Origin of the sequence: Klebsiella sp. Q11 (assembly GCF_964241505.1) — a bacterium.
GTDB classification, from domain to species: domain Bacteria; phylum Pseudomonadota; class Gammaproteobacteria; order Enterobacterales; family Enterobacteriaceae; genus Klebsiella; species Klebsiella michiganensis.
In genome coordinates, this window is sequence record NZ_CAXSXW010000008.1 from 115,437 (window position 1) to 131,177 (window position 15,741).

Annotated in this window: 14 protein-coding genes; 9 read left to right on the forward strand and 5 right to left on the reverse strand. The window is 59.7% G+C overall.

Annotated features, from left to right (window positions below):
* The first annotated feature begins 19 nt into the window (after nucleotides 1–19).
* Both tctD and ACESQ2_RS14970 read left to right on the forward strand, forming a co-directional pair.
* Entirely contained in the window at nucleotides 20–694 is a 675-nt protein-coding gene (gene tctD, locus ACESQ2_RS14965; RefSeq protein ID WP_032750708.1) for a transcriptional regulator TctD, read from the forward strand.
* The gene (locus tag ACESQ2_RS14970) at nucleotides 681–2,096 is read left to right on the forward strand and encodes a sensor histidine kinase (protein WP_046877168.1); all 1,416 of its coding nucleotides are present in this window, start codon (nucleotides 681–683) and stop codon (nucleotides 2,094–2,096) included. The genes tctD and ACESQ2_RS14970 overlap by 14 nt, the downstream gene beginning before the upstream one ends.
* On the opposite strand, the gene nudI is transcribed toward ACESQ2_RS14970, so the two are convergent.
* Nucleotides 2,088–2,513: a nucleoside triphosphatase NudI gene (gene nudI, locus ACESQ2_RS14975; RefSeq protein ID WP_014230231.1), complete on the reverse strand. Its 426-nt coding sequence runs from the start codon at nucleotides 2,511–2,513 to the stop codon at nucleotides 2,088–2,090. The two genes, ACESQ2_RS14970 and nudI, sit on opposite strands and share 9 nt — an antisense overlap.
* A gap of 137 nt (nucleotides 2,514–2,650) precedes the next feature.
* On the opposite strand from nudI, the gene ACESQ2_RS14980 reads away from it, so the two are divergent.
* Nucleotides 2,651–3,643 (forward strand): Rpn family recombination-promoting nuclease/putative transposase, encoded by a 993-nt coding sequence (locus ACESQ2_RS14980; protein WP_064404443.1) that lies wholly within the window; start codon nucleotides 2,651–2,653, stop codon nucleotides 3,641–3,643.
* Nucleotides 3,644–3,691: 48 nt separating this feature from the next.
* On the opposite strand, the gene ACESQ2_RS14985 is transcribed toward ACESQ2_RS14980, so the two are convergent.
* A complete protein-coding gene (locus tag ACESQ2_RS14985) occupies nucleotides 3,692–5,140 on the reverse strand; it encodes a catalase (RefSeq protein ID WP_285924354.1) in 1,449 nt (482 codons plus the stop codon).
* 269 nt (nucleotides 5,141–5,409) lie between these two features.
* On the opposite strand from ACESQ2_RS14985, the gene ACESQ2_RS14990 reads away from it, so the two are divergent.
* From ACESQ2_RS14990 to yfaU, 6 genes are all read left to right on the forward strand, one after another.
* Nucleotides 5,410–5,952, forward strand: coding sequence for a YfaZ family outer membrane protein (locus tag ACESQ2_RS14990; RefSeq protein ID WP_004123076.1), 543 nt, complete (start codon nucleotides 5,410–5,412; stop codon nucleotides 5,950–5,952).
* A 96-nt stretch (nucleotides 5,953–6,048) separates the two neighbouring features.
* Entirely contained in the window at nucleotides 6,049–7,245 is a 1,197-nt protein-coding gene (locus tag ACESQ2_RS14995; RefSeq protein WP_032750698.1) for a nicotinamide mononucleotide deamidase-related protein YfaY, read from the forward strand.
* Nucleotides 7,246–7,449: 204 nt separating this feature from the next.
* Nucleotides 7,450–8,232 carry an IclR family transcriptional regulator gene (locus ACESQ2_RS15000; RefSeq protein WP_004852774.1) on the forward strand — a complete coding sequence of 261 codons (783 nt, stop codon included), beginning with the start codon at nucleotides 7,450–7,452 and terminating at the stop codon, nucleotides 8,230–8,232.
* Between the two features lie 13 nt (nucleotides 8,233–8,245).
* A complete protein-coding gene (gene rhmD / locus ACESQ2_RS15005) occupies nucleotides 8,246–9,451 on the forward strand; it encodes an L-rhamnonate dehydratase (RefSeq protein ID WP_014839100.1) in 1,206 nt (401 codons plus the stop codon).
* 52 nt (nucleotides 9,452–9,503) lie between these two features.
* Nucleotides 9,504–10,793 (forward strand): MFS transporter, encoded by a 1,290-nt coding sequence (locus tag ACESQ2_RS15010; RefSeq protein WP_004852770.1) that lies wholly within the window; start codon nucleotides 9,504–9,506, stop codon nucleotides 10,791–10,793.
* Nucleotides 10,794–10,807: 14 nt separating this feature from the next.
* The gene (yfaU, locus tag ACESQ2_RS15015) at nucleotides 10,808–11,611 is read left to right on the forward strand and encodes a 2-keto-3-deoxy-L-rhamnonate aldolase (RefSeq protein WP_014839099.1); all 804 of its coding nucleotides are present in this window, start codon (nucleotides 10,808–10,810) and stop codon (nucleotides 11,609–11,611) included.
* Between the two features lie 22 nt (nucleotides 11,612–11,633).
* Here yfaU and glpC read toward each other — a convergent pair whose 3' ends face one another.
* From glpC to glpA, 3 genes are read right to left on the reverse strand one after another with little or no spacing between them, the layout of a single operon-like run.
* Nucleotides 11,634–12,812, reverse strand: a complete 1,179-nt coding sequence (gene glpC, locus ACESQ2_RS15020) for an anaerobic glycerol-3-phosphate dehydrogenase subunit GlpC (protein ID WP_049069292.1) — start codon at nucleotides 12,810–12,812, stop codon at nucleotides 11,634–11,636.
* Nucleotides 12,809–14,068 carry a glycerol-3-phosphate dehydrogenase subunit GlpB gene (gene glpB / locus ACESQ2_RS15025; RefSeq protein WP_049069291.1) on the reverse strand — a complete coding sequence of 420 codons (1,260 nt, stop codon included), beginning with the start codon at nucleotides 14,066–14,068 and terminating at the stop codon, nucleotides 12,809–12,811. The genes glpC and glpB overlap by 4 nt, the downstream gene beginning before the upstream one ends.
* Nucleotides 14,058–15,680, reverse strand: a complete 1,623-nt coding sequence (gene glpA / locus ACESQ2_RS15030) for an anaerobic glycerol-3-phosphate dehydrogenase subunit A (protein WP_047723184.1) — start codon at nucleotides 15,678–15,680, stop codon at nucleotides 14,058–14,060. Before glpA ends, glpB begins: the two co-directional genes overlap by 11 nt.
* Nucleotides 15,681–15,741 lie beyond the last annotated feature (61 nt).

Genomic DNA, 15,741 nt, shown 5'->3' on the forward strand with positions numbered 1-15,741 from the left:
CAACTTTTCAGGATGTGATATGCGTCTCTTACTGGCAGAAGATAACCGTGAGCTGGCTCACTGGCTGGAGAAAGCGCTGGTGCAGGGCGGGTTTGCCGTGGATTGCGTATTTGATGGTCGCGCGGCCGATCATCTGCTGCAAAGCGAAAAATATGCGCTGGCGGTGCTGGATATTGGCATGCCGGGACTCGACGGTCTGGAAGTGGTGCAGCGCCTGCGAAAGCGCGGGCAGACCCTTCCCGTCTTGCTACTCACCGCCCGCAGCGCGGTGGCGGATCGGGTTAAAGGGCTGAACGTCGGCGCCGATGACTATTTGCCGAAACCTTTTGAGCTTGAAGAGCTGGATGCCAGGCTGCGCGCGCTGCTGCGGCGTAGCGAAGGCCAGGTGCATGAGGTTCAGCAGATCGGCGCGCTGGAATATCGCGATGAAGGCTATTTTTTACTCTGCGGACAAACGCTGTCGTTGACGCCGCGCGAGCAGGCGCTGCTGACGGTGCTGATGTTTCGCCGTACGCGGCCGGTGTCGCGCCAGCAGCTGTTTGAACAGGTTTTCAGCCTGAACGATGACGTCAGCCCGGAAAGCATCGAGCTGTATATCCATCGTCTGCGTAAGAAACTTCAGGAGAGCAACGTGCGTATCGTGACCCTGCGCGGCCTGGGCTACGTGCTGGAGCTCGCTCATGAGGTGGGGTAAACCGCAGTCGTTATTCGCTCAACTGTTGCTGTTTCTCGGCCTGCCGCTGGTTTTGCTATGGGGGCTGTCGGCGTTCAATAGCTACGTCAGCGCTCTGCAGGCGGCGACCCAGGCTTACGATCGCACGCTGCTTTCATCCGCCCGCACGGTGGCGGAACGCCTGGTGGTTCGCCGCGGTAGGCTGGAGGTGAATGTCCCCTGGGTGGTGCTGGACAGCTTCGAGCTGAATATGAACGATCGGCTGTACTATAAGGTACTCGATCCCGAGAAGCGGGTGATTTCCGGTTTTGACGACCTGCCGTCGATGCCGCCATCGACCTCTCGTACCGAGCTCTATCCGGCGCTGGCGTGGTTTTATCATACTGAATATCGCGGTCAGGCCATCCGCGTGGCGCGCCTGCTGCAGCCGGTTAACGAAGGCGGCGTTGTCGGCATGGCGGAAATCTACATCGCCGAAACGCTGCAGTCGCGGCGCTGGCTGGCGGGACAGCTGCTGTTTTCATCATGGATCTCGCAGGGGCTATTAGTGCTGTTGACGCTGGTGCTCACCGGCTGGCTGCTGCGCCGCGTGCTGCGGCCGATGCGCCGGCTTTCGGCGCTCATGGTGCGGCGCGAACCCGGCCTGCTGACGCCGCTGCCGGAGCTGCTGCCGTGGTCGGAAACCCGTCTGCTGATCGTGGCCTTTAACCGCTATATCGACCGGTTACGGGTGATGATCTCCCGCCAGGAGCGCTTTAGCGCCGACGCGTCGCATCAGCTAAAAACGCCGTTAGCGGTGTTGAAAACGCAGGCCTCAGTGGCGCTGGCGAGCGGCGATCCCCGGCTGTGGCGAGAGAGCCTGGAGGCGATGAGCGGCACGCTTGACAGTACTATTCTGCTTACCGAACGCCTGCTGCAGCTGGCTACCATCAAACGGAAAGAGCAGGGCGAGCACGCGTTCCCGCCGGTGGACCTGCATGAGATCGTCCACAACAGCTGTTTTTCGCGTCTTCAGCAGGCGCGGAGCAAGGCTATCGATCTCGGCTATGAGGGGGAACCCTCGACGGTGACCATTGCCGGCGATGGCGTGCTGTTGAGCGAGCTGTGCGCGAATCTGCTGGATAACGCGATTCGCTATACGCCGCAGGGCGGTATCGTCACGGTCAGCCTGCATCGTGACGGAGAGGCGGTGCTGCTGGATGTCGAAGACAGCGGGCCGGGGATCGATGATGCGCAGATTCAGCAGGCGCTCATGCCGTTCCATCGTCTGGAAAACGTGGGTGATAACCCCGGCGCCGGGCTCGGACTGGCGCTGGTCAGCGATATTGCGCGCCTGCACCGCAGCCATCCGCAGCTGCTGCGTAGCGAAACGCTGGGCGGGCTGAAGGTCAGGCTGCGCTTTTTGCGCGCTTGTTCAGAGTAGGCCTTTCAGGGTGAGCGTCCTGCGGGTCGCCGCGTTCAAATCATAGTGGGGAAGATCTTCTGCCTTCACCCAGGCGTAGTCCTGAAACTCCTCGTTGATCGTCACTTCGCGATTGGCGCTGATGCAGTCGAAGATCAGGTAAATCATATAAATCTCTTCCCGGCGGCCATCGGCGTAGGTTTTAACCCGGATATCGTCGCTAAAGGTCCACGGCGTAATCTGGGTCAGCTGCAGTTTTTCGCCCAGCTCCTCGCGAATTTCTCGCCGCAGCGCCTCTTCAATGCGCTCGCCTGGCTCGACGCCGCCGCCGGAGAGCGCCCACTGGCCGGGAAATACGCCGCGATCGTCGGCCATTTTGCACAGCAGATAGTGTCCTTCATGTTGAATGAGCGGGCAGACGATAGTCCTTTGACGCATGATTTCTCCTTACTGATGACAGGGATAACTAACGGGAAGGCCCAGTTTGCGAGCCGCCTCGGCAAACCGCAAGCGAAAACGCGCGGCGAACGCGTGCGGTGGTAGGGTGAGCGTAGGTTAACGGGTCAGTGGCCATCATGGAACAGATAGCAAGCCACTCACCGCACGATGCGGTGTTTAAACACCTTTTGTCCCAACGGGCAACGGCGCGCGATTTTTTGTCTATTCATTTGCCGAAGCATTTGCGGGAACAGTGCGATCTGCGAACGCTGCAGCTGGAATCCGGCAGTTTTATTGAAGAGGACCTACGCGCAAGCCATTCGGATATTCTTTATTCGCTAAAAACCCAGCACGGAGAGGGGTACATCTACATTCTTATAGAGCATCAAAGCTCTCCCGACAGGCATATGGCGTTTCGCCTGATGCGATACGCCATCGCGGCCATGCAGCGCCACCTTGATAAAGGGCATCATCAGCTGCCGCTGGTTATTCCTCTGCTATTTTATCACGGCAGGATCGCTCCTTACCCGTACTCGACGCGCTGGCTGGATGATTTCCCTCAGCCAGAGGTGGCCGAGCGGCTGTATAGCCAGCGTTTTCCACTGATAGACGTCACGGTGATTCCTGACGATCGGCTTGTGCAGCACCGCCGTGTCGCTATGCTGGAACTGCTGCAAAAACATATCCGCCAGCGGGATTTGATGGACATTTCTGAGCAACTGGTCAGGATATTATCCCTGGGATACACTACGCGTCGGCAGTTTAAAACTTTGCTGAATTATATGCTTCAGGCGGGCAACGCCGCCGATCCGGTGGCCTTTTTACGCAAGCTCGCGCAAAAGACGCCACTCAAGCCGCATAAGGAGACGCTGATGAATATTGCTCATTTTCTGGAAGAGCGTGGCCGTAAAGAGGGGGTCCTTCAGGGAATGAAGGCGGGGATAGAAAAAGGTTTACGAAAGGGTCGACAGGAAGGCCGGAATGAAGGCCGACAAGAAGGCCGGCATCAAGGACAGCAGGAGGCGACGCAACGCATTGCTCAGGCGATGCTGGATGATGGGCTTGAGCCCTCTCAGGTCGCAAAGCTAACCGGTTTGTCGCTGCGGCAGCTCGCTAAGCTTCAGCACTAGGCGCGTTTAAAAACCGTAAAATGGCAGCCGCAAGGGCTGCCATCAGCATTACTCTCCGTGCTTTAAGGCTTTCAGCGCCGCAGCCACGCCCGCGCCGTAGTCGGGGTGGACTTCACTGAACAGGCCAATTTGTCGCTGCTGAATAAACTCAGGGACATCCCGCATATCATTGGCGATACGCTGGAACATACGCTGATGTTCCTCTTCGCTTAATAGCTCAAACAGCCTGCGCGGCTGGCTGAAGTAGTCGTTATCTTCCCGATGATTCCAGTGGGCCGCCGCGCCTTCAAGGCTTAAAGGCGGCTCGCTAAAGTCCGGCTGTTCCTGAAACGCGCCAAAGCTGTTGGGTTCATAGGTGACGCCGTTGCCGCTATTGCCGTCAACGCGCATCGCGCCGTCGCGGTGGTAGTTATGGAACGGGCAGCGCGGCGCATTGACCGGAATTTGATGATGGTTGACGCCCAGACGATAGCGCTGGGTATCGCCGTAGGAGAACAGCCGTCCCTGCAGCATGCGATCCGGAGAGAAGCCGATCCCGGGCACCACGTTGGCCGGATTCATCGCGACCTGCTCAACTTCTGCGAAGTAGTTGTCCGGGTTGCGGTTGAGCTCCAGCACGCCGACTTCCATCAGCGGATAATCAGCGTGCGGCCAGATTTTGGTCAGATCGAAGGGGTTATAAGGGACCCGGCTGGCGTCCGCTTCCGGCATGATCTGCACGTAGAAGGTCCAGCGCGGGAAATCGCCTTTTTCAATCGACTCATAGAGATCGCGCTGTGAACTCTCGCGGTCCTCTGCCACCAGGCGTTTCGCTTCATCATCCATCAGGTTGGCGATCCCCTGCTGGGATTTGAAGTGGAATTTCACCCAAAAACGTTCGTTATCGGCATTAATAAAGCTGAACGCGTGGCTGCCGAAACCGTGCATATGGCGATAGGAACGCGGAAGGCCGCGGTCGCTGAAATCAATCGTTAACTGATGCAGCGTTTCCGGCAGCAGGGAGAAAAAGTCCCATTTCCAGGTGGGGTTACGCAGGTTGGTGCGCGGGTCGCGCTTCACGACGTGGTTAAGGTCGGGAAACTTCAGCGGGTCGCGAAGGTAGAAAATGGGCGTATTGTTGCCCACCAGATCCCAGTTGCCTTCTTCGGTATAAAACTTGATCGAGAAACCGCGAATATCGCGCTCGGCGTCAGCGGCGCCGCGTTCTCCGGCGACGGTTGAGAAGCGCAGGAACAGATCGGTGGTTTTACCGATTTCGGCAAACAGTTTTGCGCGGGTATAGCGGGTGATATCGCGGGTAATGGTCAGTTTACCGTAAGCGCCGGAGCCTTTAGCGTGCATTCGGCGTTCCGGGATAACCTCACGGTCGAAGTGGGCCAGTTTTTCCAGAAACCAGACATCCTGCAGCAGCATCGGGCCGCGCGGGCCTGCGGTGACGACATTGTTATTATCGACAACCGGGGCGCCGGCGGCGGTGGTTAATCCTTTTTTGCTCATCTTTATCTCCTGACAAAGTTTTATGTAACTTATTCATCTCTTTACGACGACGAAATAAGCTGGAGCCTATTTGTATAATAAAGGCTGAGACCCAGCAATTTGACCCTGACTATTGAATTGATATCTGAGACCGTTAACAAGGCTCCCGAAGCAACTGGTTACAATCACGCGGTAAAAGCGCGCTATAACGCATTGATTCCTTAAAACGGAGCAGTACAATTTCGCGGTTTTTTGGGATTTTCTTATTATTATTTTCTGGATAGATAAAAATGAAAAAAAGCATATTTATGGCCCTGGCCGGCATGATGTTCGTCTCGACGGCGGCAAATGCGATCAGCGTCAGCGGGCAGGCCGGCGAGCACTACACTAACCTTGGCGTCGGATTCGGTACGGAATCGACCGGCCTGGCGGTAACCGGCAACTGGCTGCACAATGATGACGACGGCGATGCGGCGGGGCTGGGATTGGGCCTGAACATTCCCCTGGGGCCATTCCTGGCCACCGTGGGCGGAAAAGGCGTTTACACCAACCCGAACAATGGCGATGAGGGCTACGCGGCGGCGGTTGGCGGCGGTCTGCAGTGGAAAATCGGCGACAGCTTCCGTCTGTTCGGCGAATACTATTACTCTCCCGATTCACTCTCCAGCGGTATCGACAGCTATCAGGAAGCCAATGCCGGCGCGCGCTTTACTATTATGCGTCCTCTGAGCATCGAAGCCGGTTACCGCTACCTTAACCTGGCCGGTAAAGACGGCAACCGCGATAACGCGGTCGCGGACGGTCCGTACGTCGGCGTCAACGCCAGCTTCTAATCTCTCCGGCGCGGTATTCCGCCGCGCCTGATTTTCAGGCTTTTTCACCAGCCGCTTTGCGATATAGTATTTCTACTTATCAGGCTGGAGTTCACAATGTTAAACGTGGAAATGCTGTCCACCGGCGATGAAGTGCTGCATGGGCAAATCATCGACACCAATGCCGCGTGGCTGGCGGATTTCTTTTTTAATCAAGGATTACCCTTAAAGCGTCGCCATACCGTGGGTGACGACCTCGACTCCCTGGTGGCGATTTTACGCGAGCGCAGCGAACACGCTGACGTGCTGATCGTTAACGGCGGCCTGGGGCCGACCAGCGACGATTTGAGCGCGCTGGCCGCGGCGACGGCCAAAGGCGAAGGGTTAATTCTGCACGAAGATTGGCTGGAAACCATGACCCGTTTCTTTGCCGAGCGCGGAAGACCCATGGCCGCCAGCAATCGTAAACAGGCGGAAATTCCGCAAAGCGCCGAGATGATCAACAACCCGGTCGGGACCGCATGCGGTTTTGCTGTGCAGCTAAACCGCTGCCTGATGTTTTTTACTCCCGGCGTGCCTTCCGAATTTAAGGTGATGGTTGAACAGGAAATCTTACCGCGCCTGCGCGAACGTTTCCCGCTATCCGCTGCGCCGCTGTGTTTGCGCCTGACCACCTTCGGCCGTTCCGAAAGCGAACTGGCGCAGAGCCTCGACCATCTGCAGCTGCCACCGGGCGTCGTGATGGGCTATCGCTCCTCAATGCCGATTATCGAACTGAAGCTGACCGGGCCTGCCGAACAGCGCGAGGCGATGCTGGCGCTGTGGCCGGAAGTGCAGAAGGTGGCCGGAGAGAGCATGATTTTCGAAGGTACCGAAGGCCTGCCTGCGCAGATCGCCCGTCGCCTGCAGCAGCGTCAGCTAAGCCTGACGCTGAGCGAGCAGTTTACCGGTGGTCTGCTGGCGCTTCAGCTTTCTCGCGTCAACGCTCCGCTGTTGGCCAGCGAAGTCATTCCGGCGCAGGAGGAGACCCTGGCGCAGTCTGCGCGCTGGGCGGCGGAACGGCGCGAAAAACACTTTGCCGGCCTGGCGCTGGCGGTAAGTGGTCAGGAGAGCGATCACCTGAACTTTGCGCTTTCCACGCCGGACGGCACCCACGCGCTGCGGGTGAAATTCACCACCAACCGCCACAGCCTCCAGGTGCGTCAGGAAGTGTGCGCGATGATGGCCCTCAACATGCTGCGCCGCTGGCTGAACGGCCAGCCGGTGGCCGGTGAACACGGCTGGATTAACGTCGTCGAATCTCTCTCAGCGTAAACCCACCTCCGCGTCGGGAGCCCCTCCCGGCGCGCGATGAGTCCAGCCTGTTGTACTTGCTTTAAAAAATTCTGTGCACCATCTCTCATATTTCTCCCTCTGAACGTCCACCCGGCTGGAATAGCGTCGTCATTTGAAGTCGCTCACAATTTACACGCCCGACAACCGCAACACTGATTCCAGTATTCAGGATTGGAGTCCAGTATGTTGGAATCAAGCAAAGTCCCGGCGCTGACCCGCGCCATTGATATTCTCAATCTGATCGCCCGCATCGGCCCCTGCAGCGCGGCGACCATTATTGACGAACTGGGTATTCCGAAAAGCACCGCCTATCTGCTGCTGGGAGAGCTGAAAAAACAGCGCTTCCTCAGCATGGATAATCAGGATAACTACTGCCTGTGGACCAAGCTGGTTGAGCTGGCCGGGCAGGCGCTGAGCAAAATGGACCTGCGCGAACTGGCGCGCCCGCGCCTGACGCAGCTGATGGATCAGTGCGGGCTGCTCTGCCACCTGGGCATCATCGACAGCGGCAACGCCTACTACATTCTGAAGATTGAATCCCCGGCCACCATCAGCGTGCGTTCGCATGAAGGTAAGAGCCTGTCGTTATATCGTTCCGGCATTGGTAAATGCCTGCTGGCCTGGCAGCCCGAGCGGGTTCAGGAGTCGATTATCAGCGAGCTGCAGTGGGAGCGGGCGACGCCAACCACCATCACCAGCGCCCAACAGCTTCGCGATGAACTGGGCCGTATTCGCGCCCGCGGCTGGAGCTTCGATAACGGCGAAGACTATCCCGACGTTCGCTGCGTGGCCGCGCCGGTTTTTAATGCCAATAACGAGCTGACCGCCGCCATTTCCGTGGTGGGTACCCGTCTGCAAATCAATGAAGACAATCGCGATTACCTCGCCGGTAGGGCGATTGCCTGCGCCAAAGATATTTCCCGTCTGCTGGGGTGGAAAAGCCCCTTCGAACAACAAGCCTCATAATAAGGAGAAGATCATGACCCTACCGAAAATTAAACACGTCCGCGCCTGGTTTATCGGCGGTGCTACCGCAGAGAAAGGCGCTGGCGGCGGCGATTATCATGACCAGGGGGCAAATCACTGGATTGACGATCATATCGCCACGCCGATGAGCAAATATAAACAGTATGAACAGTCCCGCCAGTCGTTTGGCATCAACGTTCTTGGCACGCTGATCGTTGAGGTCGAAGCCGAAAACGGGCAGACCGGCTTTGCGGTATCGACCGCCGGCGAGATGGGCTGCTTTATCGTGGAAAAACACCTCAACCGCTTTATCGAAGGCAAATGCGTCAGCGATATCAAACTGATCCATGACCAGATGCTCAACGCCACCCTGTACTACTCCGGATCCGGCGGCCTGGTGATGAATACGATTTCCTGCGTCGACCTGGCGCTGTGGGATCTGTTCGGCAAAGTGGTGGGATTACCGGTATACAAACTGTTGGGCGGCGCGGTACGCGATGAAATTCAGTTCTACGCCACCGGGGCGCGTCCGGACCTGGCGAAAGAGATGGGCTTTATTGGCGGCAAGATGCCGACCCACTGGGGGCCGCACGATGGCGACGCGGGGATCCGCAAAGATGCCGCCATGGTGGCCGATATGCGCGAAAAGTGCGGTCCGGACTTCTGGCTGATGCTGGACTGCTGGATGAGCCAGGACGTTAACTACGCCACTAAACTGGCCCACGCCTGCGCGCCCTCTAACCTTAAGTGGATCGAGGAGTGCCTGCCGCCGCAGCAGTATGAAGGCTATCGCGAGCTTAAACGCAATGCCCCTGCCGGCATGATGGTCACCAGCGGCGAGCACCACGGTACGCTGCAATCCTTCCGCACGCTGTCGGAAACCGGCATCGACATTATGCAGCCTGACGTGGGCTGGTGCGGCGGCCTGACCACGCTGGTGGAGATTGCGGCGATCGCCAAATCGCGCGGCCAGCTGGTGGTGCCGCACGGCTCGTCGGTCTATTCGCACCATGCGGTCATTACCTTTACCAACACGCCGTTCAGTGAGTTCCTGATGACCAGCCCGGACTGTTCAACGATGCGTCCGCAGTTTGACCCGATTCTGGTTGATGAGCCGGTACCGGTGAACGGGCGCATTCATAAAACCGTGCTGGACAAACCGGGCTTCGGCGTGGAGCTGAACCGCGACTGTAATCTGAAACGTCCTTATAGCCACTGATCCCGTCGTGCCGCACAGCGCAGATGTGCGGCCTATTGTTGAGGATATTACGATGAGCAACGCCTTGCTTGAGAGCGTGGTGAAGAAAAACCGCGCCCGTTTGATCCCCTTTATGCTGGCGCTGTACGTGCTGGCGTTTCTTGACCGTTCGAATATCGGCTTTGCCAAAGAGACCTATCAGCTGGATACCGGCCTGAGCAACGAAGCCTATGCGCTGGGAGCGGGGATTTTCTTTGTGGTCTACGCCTTTCTCGGGGTGCCCGCTAACCTGCTGATGCGCAAATTTGGCGCAAGGAAGTGGATCGGCTGCACCACCTTGCTGTGGGGGCTTCTCTCCGCGGCGATGGCGTGGGCGGATACCGAAGCGAAGTTTCTGCTGGTGCGCACCCTGCTGGGCGCCGCGGAAGCGGGTTTTTTCCCGGGCATGATCTACCTGACGTCCCAGTGGTTTCCGCAGCAGAACCGTGCCAGCATTATGGGGCTGTTTTATATGGGCGCGCCGCTGGCGCTGACCCTCGGGTCGCCGCTCTCCGGCGCGCTGCTGGAAATGCACGGTTTTATGGGGCATCCCGGCTGGTTCTGGATGTTTATCATTGAGGGGCTGCTGGCGGTCGGCGCGGGGTTCTTCACCTTCTTCTGGCTCGACGATACGCCGCAAAAGGCGCGCTTCCTGAGCGCTGCCGAAAAACAGGCGTTAATCAGCGAGCTGGCCAGCGAAGAGCAGAAAAAGGTGACCTCGCGTTTGTCCGATGCGCTGCGTAACGGCCGCGTCTGGCAGCTGGCGATTATCTATCTCACCATTCAGGTGGCGGTTTACGGCCTGATCTTCTTCCTGCCAACCCAGGTTGCCGCGCTGCTCGGCACCAAGGTGGGGTTCGTGGCGTCGGTGGTGACCGCGATCCCGTGGGTGGCGGCGCTGTTCGGTACCTGGCTGATTCCGCGCTACTCCGACCGCACCGGCGAGCGGCGTAATGTGGCGGCATTCACCCTGCTGGCGGCGGCAATTGGCATTGCGGTCTCCGGGCTGGTGTCGCCGGTGCTGGCGATTATCGCGCTGTGCGTTGCCGCCGTCGGCGTCATTGCCGTGCAGCCGGTCTTCTGGACCATGCCGACGCAGCTGTTGTCCGGTACGGCGCTGGCCGCTGGCATCGGCTTTGTGAACCTGTTCGGCGCTATCGGCGGGTTTCTGGCGCCCATTATCCGCGTCCAGGCTGAAACCATGTTCGCCAGTGATTCTGCCGGATTAGTGACGCTCGCCTGCGTGGCGATTGTCGGGGTGGTTATTATCTTTTCACTGCGCGTGAACCGCGCCGTGCCGCAGGCTGGCAGCGTACAGCATTAATGTAAGGGAGAACTATGAACGCAATTTTATCGAACCCATTTAAAGCGGGATTATTACAAGGGGAAGCGCAAATTGGCCTGTGGCTGAGCTCGACCTCTTCTTATATGGCTGAGATTGCCGCCACCTCGGGTTACGACTGGCTGCTGATTGACGGCGAACATGCGCCCAATACCATCCAGGATCTTTATCATCAGCTGCAGGCCATTGCGCCCTACGCCAGCCAGCCGGTCATTCGCCCGGTAGAGGGCAATCGCAGCCTGATTAAACAGGTGCTGGATATCGGCGCCAGAACGCTGCTGATCCCCATGGTCGATACCGCCGAACAGGCGCGGGAGATTGTCTCGGCTACCCGCTACCCGCCGCTGGGTACCCGCGGGGTGGGGGCCGGAGTGGCCCGCGCCGCGCGCTGGGGACGGGTCGAAAACTATATGGCGCAGGCCAACGATGAGCTGTGCCTGTTGATTCAGGTAGAGAGTAAAACGGCCCTCGATAATCTGGATGCGATCCTTGAAGTGGAGGGCATTGACGGCGTGTTTATCGGCCCGGCGGACCTGTCAGCCTCGCTGGGCTACCCGGATAACGCCGGTCATCCTGAAGTGCAGCGGGTTATTGAACAGAGCATCCGCCGCATTCGCGCGGCGGGTAAGGCGGCCGGATTCCTTGCCGTCGATCCGGAGATGGCGCACAAAGCGCTGGCGTGGGGGGCGAATTTTGTTGCCGTTGGCGTCGATACCAACCTTTACACCAGCGCGCTGGATAAACGGCTGGCGATGTTCAAGCCGGTAGCCGAACAGGCGGAGGGAAAGGGGAGCTACTAGCCCCCCGGCGCTGGCGCTGGCGTCAGGCCAGCGCCTGTGCCAGCAGGGTGATGGGGTGTTCGCAGCGTTTGCTGGTGGACATCTCTATCTGCCATTTGCAGGTTTCACAGTCGGTCACCACCAGATCCGCGCCGCTCTCCTCAATTTGCCGGAACAGCGGCGCGCCCATCGCCTGCGATGAGTCGTAGTTCTCCGCCTTGAAGCCGTATGTGCCGGCAATACCGCAGCATTGCGAGTCGAGTACCTCCAGCTGCAAGCCGGGGATCAGCCGCAATAGCTCAAGGGTATACAGCGACCAGCCCATTTTTTCCATATGGCAGGGCGTGTGATAGACCACCTTCAGCGGCAGCGTTTTTAGCTTCAGAGGTCGCCCATTATCCAGCTGACGCCAGAGCCAGCGAGTCGCCAGCTCAATCCGGTCGCGGATATCGTGATTATCGATATCAAGGAGATGCGGATATTCATCGCGCAGCGTAAAGGTGCAGGTCGATGAAGTCGCAATAATGGGCAGACTATTTTCCCGCATCGCGATGACGTTGCTCAGCGCCTGCTTGCGCGCTTTCGCAAAAAAACCGTTGGCAATCAGCGGTACGCCGCAGCATTTCTCTTTGCTCAATAACTGCACCCCGATGCCCATGGCGTTGAACACGCGGATAAGATCTTTGCCCAGCTGCGGATTGTTGTAGTTCACATAGCAGCCGTGAAAAAACGCCACCTGCTCGGCGTACTGCCCCTGCCGGGCGGCCAGCTGACGATATGCGCGGCGAAAGGTACCAAAGCCATATTTCGGCAGCGTGCGGCGGTGGTCGATTTTAAGCGCGGCATCCAGTACCCGGCGTACCGGCCTCAGCCCGGTGGTGGCGTTCACCAGCGGGGCAAAGGGCGTGGAGAGGGTGCCCATCAGGTCGGTATGGCTGAGGATCGCATCGCGCAGCGTGGGCTTTTGCCGACCGTACTCCATGCGCGCTCGCTGGATTATATCGCCAATTTTGACGTCCGAAGGGCAGGCAACTTCGCAGCGTTTACAGTTGATGCAATATTTCAATGCCTCGTCGTAGAGCGCGCCGTCTTTCAGGCGCAGGCGTTCGCCGTCCGGCCCGGCCTGTTTTGGCCCCGGATAGCGCGGATTAACCCGGCTAACCGGGCAGGCGGTGGTGCAAACGGTGCATTTTATACAGTGTTCAAAGCGCGTGTCGTTCATGATTCACCTCCGGCAAGCTCGCCGATTAACCCAGCGGCATGCAGCGCGGTCACCGCGCAAACGCCGCCGCCGCATCCCAGCGCGATGGCGTCAAAACCGCCGAGGATCGCGCCTACGGCGAACAGATTCTCCAGCGTCTGCCCCTGAAGCTGCGGGCGCAGATCCGCATCGGTTTTCAGGCCGAAACGCTGCCAGGGCTGAGAGGCAAAAAAGTCCTGCTGATACCAGCGCTCGCGCGGCAGCGTCTGCTGCAGGTCAAGGCCGAGGATCGGCTCGCGCACGCCGCTGCGCTCGGCGACCAGCCCGTTGCTGAAAAAGCTGCCGCTGGCCAGCACCGCGAAGCGCGGGCGCAGCGGGATATCGCCGTGATTGTGCGTCCAGATCGCGTTAACGCTACCGTTGCGGTGGCTGATATCGATGACTTCATCCCCGGTCAGCCAGGTCCCGCCGCTGCGGATAAATTGCCGCTGCAGCTGGGCGTGCAGGCGCATCCCCGGCACTGACGGCGGCAGCGTAGGCAGCAGGCGCAGCGGGCAGGGCAGGCGCTGCTGCAGCCACTGGTACAGGCGATCGTCGGCGAGGCCAAAGCAGGCGGGCATAATCAGTAAATTATGCCGCTGCGCCAGCGGGCGCAGCGCCGCCAGCAGGGCCGGCCAGTGCGCTTCATCGTCCAGCCGGCGGGCAATATTGGCGGCACGAAATTCGGATGGGCTATCGCGCAGCACATCGAGGAGGGGTAAATCTATCTCATGGGCTTCGGCGGTCACGCCGTGCTGGTTCAGAGAGGCGGCGGCAAGATGCGGCTGGAAGTCGCCGAATCCGCTGATGCCGACCACGCCGACGCCGCTGGCGGGCAGCGGCGCGGTGGCGATTTCCTGCGGCGATAGCCAGGCCGCGCGTAAGGTTCCCAGCGGCGTCACGCGCAGATGCGGCTGGCTGGCGTCACCTTGCATGGCGATACCGCAGTCGGCAAACAACGCCTGACTCTGGCGGGCGTAATCCATCACCCGTTCGGCGCCGAGCCTGGCATAGGGATGTTCGGGAAGCTGGCGGGCCAGCTGGCCGATGCCGTGAGCGACATCGGTGACGGTGTCGCCATTCGGCAGCGTGGTAAGTAAATCCAGCGAGGCGGAAGAGAAGTGCAGGGCGCTTTGGCCGCGGCTGATAATCACGCTGCGCAGGCCGCGCTGGTTGAGCGCCAGCCCGCAGAGCAGTCCGGCGAGGCCGCCGCCGATGATGGCGCAATCAAACTTCATCCTGATGCTCCTTTTGTAATCCGCACAGGCCGAGATAGACCCAGCGGGTGAACTCGCTTTCGCGCAGCGCGTCCCCCCAGGCCACCGGCTGGACGCCTTTCCAGCGTTCGTTCAAAAATTGAGACAGCTGGGTAAGGGATCGCGCCGAAGTGGTGACGTTAAAACGCGCGAGCAGCCCGGCGGCGCGGCAGGCGCACAGTTCGCCCTGACAGGTTCCCATGCCGACGCGGGTGCGGCGGCGCAGGTCGAGCAGGTTTTTCACCGCCAGGTTTTCGACCGCGTACTGAACCTCGCCGGCGGTCACCGCCTCGCATTCGCAGACCAGGCTGCGGTGCTGGCGGCTATCGCCAAGCCAGGCCGGGGTGCGATCGCCGTGGCGATAGATGGCCGACCCGCGCAGCGACGCAGGTAAAGAGATGATTTTGCGTAGCGTGGCTTCCGCCGGCTCTTGCGAGCCCGGCAGCGGCGTATCGGCGGTCGTACAGGGGACGGTATTTCCGAGCTTGCGGCAGAGCGCATCCGTGGCCCACTCCGCCATCAGACGATAGGTCATCAGCTTACCGCCGGTGATGGTGATAAAGCCCTCCAGTCCGTCGCGCCGGGCGTGGTCGAGCAGCACAATACCGCGACTGACGCTGCGCCCGCTGGGATCGTCATCGCTGGCGACCAGCGGACGTATGCCGGAGTAGGCGCGCAGTACCCGCGTCCGTCCCATGATCGGCGCCAGCTTTTCCCCTTCGCGCAGCAGCGTTTCGACCTCCTCGGCCGTTACCCGGTTGTCGTCAATTTCGTCATAGGGAATATGCATCGAAGTGGTGCCAATCAGCGAAATAGTATCGCCGGGCACCAGGATATCGGCGTCAGCCGGTTTGCGGCAGCGGTTGATAACCTGACGGTTAATGCGGTGGTCGAGGATTAACAGCGATCCTTTTGCCGGAAACATCGAGATGCGCAGGTCGGCATACTCTGCGATGCGCTGCCCCCAGATCCCGGCGGCGTTGACCACCACCTGCGCGCGTAGCGTGCGCGATTCACGGAGCTGATGGTTGTAGATCGTGACGCCATGGACGCGATCGCCCTGACGCAGCAGGCCGGTGACTTCGCAGCCGGTGAGGATAGCGGCGCCATGTTCGCGGGCATCGAGCATATTTGCGGCGGTGAGGCGGAAAGGATCGACGGTGCCGTCGGGGACCTGCACCGCGCCGAGCAGCGCCGGGTTAACCGCGGGCTCAATACGCAGCGCCTCGGCGGGCGTCAGAGGCTGGGCCTCAATACCCGCCTGCTGGCAGGCGGTGATAAAGGTGTGCTGATACGCCGGATCGTCTTCCGGCAAGGTAATAAACAGGCCGCTGGTGGGCTCAATGCAGTGCCGGGCGATGCGGCGTAAGATGCGGTTTTCGCTGATACACTCCCGCGCCGATTCGCTATCGGTTACCGCATAGCGCGCGCCGCTGTGCAGCAGGCCGTGGTTGCGGCCGGTCGCCCCGGTGGCGATATCGTAGCGCTCAACCAGCGCCGCCTTCAGCCCGCGCAGCGCGCAGTCGCGCGCGATCCCGGCGCCGGTGGCGCCGCCGCCAATAATAATGACGTCATATTCACGACTATCGGCCATCTCCCTGTCCTCTGTGTTCGTTTTACATCATTTAGCCATATCGACCGCGTTTAATGTTTGA

Coding starts and splice junctions, on each gene's coding strand:
- tctD (WP_032750708.1), top strand. CDS start 20: ATGCGTCTCTTACTGGCAGAAGATAACCGTGAGCTGGCTCACTGGCTG.
- ACESQ2_RS14980 (WP_064404443.1), top strand. CDS start 2,651: ATGGAACAGATAGCAAGCCACTCACCGCACGATGCGGTGTTTAAACAC.
- ACESQ2_RS14970 (WP_046877168.1), top strand. CDS start 681: ATGAGGTGGGGTAAACCGCAGTCGTTATTCGCTCAACTGTTGCTGTTT.
- yfaU (WP_014839099.1), top strand. CDS start 10,808: ATGAACGCAATTTTATCGAACCCATTTAAAGCGGGATTATTACAAGGG.
- ACESQ2_RS14990 (WP_004123076.1), top strand. CDS start 5,410: ATGAAAAAAAGCATATTTATGGCCCTGGCCGGCATGATGTTCGTCTCG.
- ACESQ2_RS14995 (WP_032750698.1), top strand. CDS start 6,049: ATGTTAAACGTGGAAATGCTGTCCACCGGCGATGAAGTGCTGCATGGG.
- ACESQ2_RS14985 (WP_285924354.1), bottom strand. CDS start 5,140: ATGAGCAAAAAAGGATTAACCACCGCCGCCGGCGCCCCGGTTGTCGAT.
- glpC (WP_049069292.1), bottom strand. CDS start 12,812: ATGAACGACACGCGCTTTGAACACTGTATAAAATGCACCGTTTGCACC.
- glpB (WP_049069291.1), bottom strand. CDS start 14,068: ATGAAGTTTGATTGCGCCATCATCGGCGGCGGCCTCGCCGGACTGCTC.
- ACESQ2_RS15010 (WP_004852770.1), top strand. CDS start 9,504: ATGAGCAACGCCTTGCTTGAGAGCGTGGTGAAGAAAAACCGCGCCCGT.
- nudI (WP_014230231.1), bottom strand. CDS start 2,513: ATGCGTCAAAGGACTATCGTCTGCCCGCTCATTCAACATGAAGGACAC.
- glpA (WP_047723184.1), bottom strand. CDS start 15,680: ATGGCCGATAGTCGTGAATATGACGTCATTATTATTGGCGGCGGCGCC.
- ACESQ2_RS15000 (WP_004852774.1), top strand. CDS start 7,450: ATGTTGGAATCAAGCAAAGTCCCGGCGCTGACCCGCGCCATTGATATT.
- rhmD (WP_014839100.1), top strand. CDS start 8,246: ATGACCCTACCGAAAATTAAACACGTCCGCGCCTGGTTTATCGGCGGT.